Here is a 5,769-nt window from a genome sequence, read left to right as displayed (position 1 = left end):
GCCCCCTGTACGACGGCGCACTGTCCACGGGCGGTCCCCCTCCACCATGACCAACCCGAAGATCATCCCACCCGGTCAGCCAACGTGACAGCACCGACCGAGCGTGTCGGTCACGATGTGCCGCTTGCGGCCCGGCACCTTCTTCTCGCCGTCGTAGCCGCGTAAGGCGGCCGGCACCGTCGCGGCGGCCCGCACCGACTGCGCGTCGATGATCCCCGCGCTCGGTTCCGCCTCGTGCCCCTCGCGCTCCCGGGCCTTCCCGCGCAGCCGGGCGTGGAACTCGGTGATCAAAGCGTGCTCGCGCCAACGGCGGAAGAAGGCGTAGACCCGGCCCCAGGCCGGGAAGTCCGCGGGCATCGCCCGCCAGGAGATCCCGCCCGCGCCCATGTAGCGGATCACGTCCAGTATCGAGCGGTGGCAGTAGCCCTCGGGCTGCCCGCCCCGGCCCTGAAGCCAGGCCGGCACCGGCAGCAGCGGTCGGTCAGCCGCCCATTCCGCGTCCGTCATGTCCGAGGGATACCGGCGTTCCCGGCCCGGATGATCGGCCGCGTTGCCGTACACGTGCGTGAGGCAATCGCACGACATGACGGACGAGTTGAACTCGGTGGGCGCGGGCGGGTACACATACGACAACAGGGCCTCCCGGCATTGCTCGGTCAGATTCGCATCCCCGAGCTACCGAGAGGCCCTGCCTTCATGCGCGTACGGCCGGAAGGCCACCCGACACAGGAACCCTGTTCGAGCTGCACGTTCCATGATCGGTTGAGATACGGCTTGTCAGTCCCGCATCGCGGTGACCATGTGGAGGCTGGTTCGCCGGAACAACGCCGGCTGTGACACGGTCACCTCATACTGCCGCGCTCGGAGTCGGCTTGCCACGTTCGCCAGTCCGCCGTCGATGTCGTGAACTTCCATGACGATTCGACGAATGCGCGGCCACAACTCGTCGTCCACCCCATCGAGCACCTCGATCTCGGCGCGCTCGACGTCGATTTTCAGGAGATCGATGGTTCCGACGTTGTGCTGCTTGAACACTTCGGTCAACGTGGTGGTCGGCACCGAAAAACTCTGTTCGGCAGCATCCCGCAGCCGCAGGAGGTCCAGCGCCTCCTGGACGTCGCCACCCGTATTGGCGATGAGCGCCTCGATGGTACGCCGGTCATCCACGTTGTCCACATGGATCGTCGAAGTGCAGGGAGCAACCGGCGAGTACGTGAGCTTCCGGTTCCCCGGCTTCGCCCCGAGCGCGTAACGGAAAGGACGGCCGCCCGGCACGTGTCGGGACAGGTTGTTCTGCAGGCATTCGAAGGTCGGCGGCGCGGGCTCGAACGCTAGAATCCTCGCATGGGGGACATGATGGGCAAAGAAGATGGCGGCGAGGCCGTAGTGCGCCCCCACGTCCGCGATCAGCGCACCGGAGCCGAGCCCCTGCACCGCCATGAGATACGCGCTGTTCTGGGTCACGTCTTCCCAGACGGCTAACATTTCCGATGGTGACGTGCACGAAATCATGCGGCCATCCAGGAGAAAGTCTGTCGATTCATGCGGGACACCCGACGTCACAGTCACCTCCTTCCCGATCCGGCATCTGAGCCTGCCAGTTGGCCCTGAATTCTTTTCGCCATTTGTTGCCAGTGTCAAATGATTAACCCGAAAGAGTTACATCAGTTCCACTTGGCACGGGCATGCGGTGCGGGAGCAGCTTGCCGTCCGAGCGCCTGGCCTGCCGGTCGAACGCCCGCACCGCATCGTCGATCACATCACGCGACACCGACCCGGCCAGCAGCCCGATCGAGTTTTACTCCGGCAGCCGCCCGCCCACCGCTATGCCCGCGCCCGCTTTCTGTTCCAAAATCAGCAACCTACCCGGGCCCACCCGCGCACCCGGTAGCAGCACTCGAACCACCACGATCAACGTACGCTACGCGGCATTGGGTCTGGTCGCCCCCCCCGATCGGCTGAATTATTTTGAACGTCACCCCTGCTCTCCGTGCTCCGATGAAATTCCGCCATAGCGCGAGCGTTGATCCATGCTAGTAAGTACTCCGAATGATGAATCGACTACGCGGTGGACTCGCCGTCCATGCCCCTATCCAGAGGAATTCATGCGAAGCGCGTACAGCTTCTCACCGTCGGCTGTTGGGATCGTCAACCACGGCGCGCGGACCGACGTTACCCAGGTCCGGGCGGTGGACCACCTCGTGGGTGAACTCGCATCGCTTGGGGTCACGCATGTGTTCGGTGTGAGTGGCGCCAACATCGAAGACCTGTACGACGCGCTGCACCGCAGCGCCACAGTGACCGGGATCCTGGCCAAGCACGAGTTTTCCGCAGGAACCATGGCGGACGGCTACGCCCGGATCGGAGGCGGCCTAGGTGTCGTCACCACCACATCGGGCGGCGGCGCGCTGAACGTGGTGGCCGCGCTCGGCGAGGCGTACACGTCGCGCATCCCGGTGCTCGCGCTCATCGGTGAATCCGCGACCCACCTCAACGGGCGCGGCGCCTTCCAGGATTCAAGCGGTTGCAACGGCACATTGGACGCGGAGCGCATTTTCAGCCCGGTGTCACGCTATTGCGCCAGAGTGAATTCGCCGGACGAGGTGGCTTGGCGACTCGGCGAAGCGGTCTCTGCTGCCCTGTCCTCCCCTGGTGGCCCCGCTGTTCTTCTGTTGCCCAAGAACGTGCAACAGGGGTTGACCAGCCCCGTGCCCATCGCGTCACCCCGGCCGCAGACCGACCCTGCGCCGCTCGACCGGAACCTCTCGCGCGCCTCGTCAGTATTGGAATCGGCCAGGCGCGCTGGTGGAGTCCTCGTCATTGCCGGTGACGGTGTGGCGCGCGCCGATGCGCGCGGTTCTCTGGCCCGCCTCGTGGACAAGCTGGACGCGAGGATCGCAGTGACTCCGGATGCCAAGGACGTCTTCGACAACAGCGATCCTCGTTTCGTCGGGGTGTGCGGGGGCATGGGGGGGCACCCGACGGTCGCCCAGACCCTGGCCGGCTCCTCGGCCTGCCTGCTGATTGGGACCAGACTGCCGATCGTCGCGCGCGACGGGCTGGAGGATCTGCTCACGAACCTGCCCGTGGTGTGCCTGTCCCCTGAGCAGCCATACGTCGATGCTGTCGTGGTGTCCGGGATCCTGTCCGAGACACTGCCCGCGCTGATCCAGCAGCTGGGCGAAGCGTCCGGCCGCGTCTTCGGTCCGGGCCCGCATGTCAGACACCTGGAGGTGCCGGTCCAGTCGGGTGGTGATCTTAGCTACCGGGACATTATGGCCGTGATCGAAGAGGCGTTGCCGAGTGACGCGGCCGTGTTTGTTGACGCCGGCAACTGCGGTGCAGCAGCGATTCACCACCTTCCAGCGCCCCGGCACGGCCGGTTCGTGGTGACCCTCGGAATGGGGGGTATGGGCTACACGTTCGGTGCCGCGATCGGTGCGAGCTTCGCCGCCCCCAACAGGCCGAGCCGCGTCTACGTCATTGCCGGTGACGGCTCGTTCTACATGCACGGGTTCGAGTTGCACACCGCCGTCGAGTACGGGCTGCCCATCACGTTCGTCATTCTGAACAACAATGCTCACGCCATGTGCGCGACCCGAGTGCGGGTCTTCCATGGAGACGGGTACAGCAACAACCGGTTCGGGCGGACAGATCTGGCGGCCGGAATCAACGCGATGTTCCCTTCCCTCGATGCCCGGAACGCCGCCTCGGCGGAAGAACTCACCCGTGCCCTCGCCGACGCGCACACCACGCCGGGGCCGACGTTCATCTCGGTCGACTGTGACGTCGATGAGATCCCACCCGTCACTTCGTTCCTGGAAAAGGAGATGGTTCAGTGTCCACGTTGAGTGCTATTCCCGGCCTGGTCCGCATCGAGAACTGCCCGCAGCCCGAAGCCCTTGAGAAGATGCAGGGGCTCACGCATCCGAAATGGCACCACGAGGAGATCTTCGGCAAGTACTGCTCACTCAGCGAACACATCGATGCCCCGCCTCATGAGGTCTACGAGTACATGGCCGACACCAGGAGCCTCGCCGAGTGGACGCTCACCCTGCGCAAAGTGACCGAGACCGGTGAACCCGGGCTGTGCGTCGCCAACGAGATGCTGTGCAACGACAGCACCCAGATCTACGTCCGTACACTCGCCAACCCCGAGGCGATGACGGTGGACTATCACTGCGCGTGGGACCAGGGCGAGCACCTCTGGATGATCTACCTGATGCGCGTCGTGGACTCCCAGAGCGTCCTCAACCGTCCGGGCTCGGTGGTGCTGTGGACGAACTGCCGACACCCCTTCTACGACCGGAATCCGTGGCCGGAACTCTCCCCGGCCCCCAACCGTCGGTGGGTCGGCGAGTTCTGGGACCTGTTCTACGCATGTCACTGGATCGAGCTGCAGAACCTGAAGAAGATCTGCGAGTACAGGCACGCCCATGGGCAGCCGATCATTCCCGACTGGTCCAAGGTGGACGCATGAGAGCCGTCAGCCTGCTCGACGTCAGCCCCTATCTGCCGGAGAACCGGGTTCCTGCGGCGTGCTACGCCCGCTACACCGAATCAGCGGAAGACTCCGCTGGTGTCATGTTCAAGGCACGGCCGTCCCGGCACCACGTCACGCCGGACGAAACCGCGGCGGACATGGCCGAATGCGCCGTCGCCGGGCTGATCGAGCGACACGGGCGTGAGACATTCCGTTCGGTCGATGCCATCGTCACCAACACGACACTCTTCGATGATGACCTTCCCCTCGTAGCGTAGAGGCCGTGGCCGAAGGGAAAATTGAGAGTCATGGCAGACAAGGGGCGGAAGTTCGACGCGGAGTTCAGTGAGGGGGCTGTGCGGATTGGTCATCGCTGAGACAGGGAGGCCAGCGACCGAGGTCGCGCGGAAGCTGGGGGTCCAACGAGACGACCCTGGCCACTTGGGTCTCCCTGGCGCGGAAGGCCGGAGGTGACGGGACACTCGGTGAGTCCAAGCGTGAGGAGCTGGCCCGGCTACGGCGGAAAGCCGCCGAACAGGCCAAGTAAGCCCGGCAGTTGGAGATGGAGGTCCTTTGGGTGAAGCAGCTGGGACGGGCCCGGCGGCGCTCGTCGGGATGAACAGCCACCAGAGAACCGGGCGCGGCATCCCGCACGCCGTCCCCTGCCGCGCACTCGGCGTGCCCAAGGCGTAATTCTACAAGTGGCGTCGCAGACCGGCCGAGCCGACGATGCGCGAGGTCAGGTGGGCGCGACTTGAGGAGAGGATCATGTACTCCTTCCGCCTGTCGGGCGACACTTACGGCTCGCCGAGGATCACGCTCGAGCTGTGGGCCAAGGGATGGAAGATCTCGGTGAACACCGTCGTCGAGATCATGGTCGACCTCGGATTCCAGGGCCTCAGGCCGCCGCTCCGGCACCACTCACTGACCTGGCAGGGCAAGGACAAAGCGGCCTCCGACCTCGCGCATCGTCACTTCGACGCTATTTCGCCGAACGTGCTCCGGGTCGGCGATACGACCGAAATCGACACCGGGGAAGAAAAGTTGTACTTGGCTTCAGTCATGGAGCATTTTCAGCGGTACCTCTCCAGGGTGAGGACGGCTTTGGCCGCACTGGTGAGCCAGGTCGGGCTGCAGCGTGCTTTGCGGAAGATCCGCCAGGTCTTGAGGCGGGCCATGCCTCGCTCGACGGGGTAGCGCAGGCGGGCATGGGCCTTGTACAACGACTTCTGGCGGAGGCTGAGCTCTTTGCCGGGGCGGCACCTTTGCCCGGTGGCAAAGGTGCC

General features: G+C 65.0%; 6 protein-coding genes and 1 pseudogene. 4 read left to right on the top strand and 3 right to left on the bottom strand.

Annotated elements, in window-relative coordinates; all coding sequences use genetic code 11:
- Nucleotides 1-75: 75 nt before the first annotated feature.
- Both ACWD0Y_RS35990 and ACWD0Y_RS35985 read right to left on the bottom strand, forming a co-directional pair.
- The gene (locus ACWD0Y_RS35990) at nucleotides 76-507 is read right to left on the bottom strand and encodes a transposase (RefSeq protein ID WP_450264469.1); all 432 of its coding nucleotides are present in this window, start codon (nucleotides 505-507) and stop codon (nucleotides 76-78) included.
- A 270-nt stretch (nucleotides 508-777) separates the two neighbouring features.
- Nucleotides 778-1,464 (bottom strand): FkbM family methyltransferase, encoded by a 687-nt coding sequence (locus tag ACWD0Y_RS35985; RefSeq protein ID WP_450264468.1) that lies wholly within the window; start codon nucleotides 1,462-1,464, stop codon nucleotides 778-780.
- Between the two features lie 641 nt (nucleotides 1,465-2,105).
- On the opposite strand from ACWD0Y_RS35985, the gene ACWD0Y_RS35980 reads away from it, so the two are divergent.
- From ACWD0Y_RS35980 to ACWD0Y_RS35965, 4 genes and pseudogenes are all read left to right on the top strand, one after another.
- Nucleotides 2,106-3,851 (top strand): thiamine pyrophosphate-binding protein, encoded by a 1,746-nt coding sequence (locus ACWD0Y_RS35980; protein WP_450264467.1) that lies wholly within the window; start codon nucleotides 2,106-2,108, stop codon nucleotides 3,849-3,851.
- Nucleotides 3,839-4,480: an SRPBCC family protein gene (locus ACWD0Y_RS35975; protein WP_450264466.1), complete on the top strand. Its 642-nt coding sequence runs from the start codon at nucleotides 3,839-3,841 to the stop codon at nucleotides 4,478-4,480. The genes ACWD0Y_RS35980 and ACWD0Y_RS35975 overlap by 13 nt, the downstream gene beginning before the upstream one ends.
- On the top strand, nucleotides 4,477-4,761 hold the full coding sequence (locus tag ACWD0Y_RS35970; RefSeq protein WP_450264465.1) for a hypothetical protein: 285 nt from the start codon (nucleotides 4,477-4,479) through the stop codon (nucleotides 4,759-4,761). Before ACWD0Y_RS35975 ends, ACWD0Y_RS35970 begins: the two co-directional genes overlap by 4 nt.
- A gap of 451 nt (nucleotides 4,762-5,212) precedes the next feature.
- Nucleotides 5,213-5,374 (top strand): annotated as a pseudogene (locus tag ACWD0Y_RS35965) (IS3 family transposase); the annotation flags it as partial.
- A gap of 182 nt (nucleotides 5,375-5,556) precedes the next feature.
- Here ACWD0Y_RS35965 and ACWD0Y_RS35960 read toward each other — a convergent pair.
- The coding region (locus ACWD0Y_RS35960) for a transposase family protein (RefSeq protein ID WP_450264464.1) at nucleotides 5,557-5,769 on the bottom strand (213 nt) is incomplete at its 5' end.

This window comes from Streptomyces altiplanensis, assembly GCF_053591575.1.
This window is presented reverse-complemented; position numbering and strand designations above follow the sequence as displayed.

Excerpts from the sequence above, each read along its gene's own strand:
- ACWD0Y_RS35980 (WP_450264467.1), top strand. The coding sequence starts at position 2,106 with ATGCGAAGCGCGTACAGCTTCTCACCGTCGGCTGTTGGGATCGTCAAC.
- ACWD0Y_RS35990 (WP_450264469.1), bottom strand. The coding sequence starts at position 507 with ATGACGGACGCGGAATGGGCGGCTGACCGACCGCTGCTGCCGGTGCCG.
- ACWD0Y_RS35970 (WP_450264465.1), top strand. The coding sequence starts at position 4,477 with ATGAGAGCCGTCAGCCTGCTCGACGTCAGCCCCTATCTGCCGGAGAAC.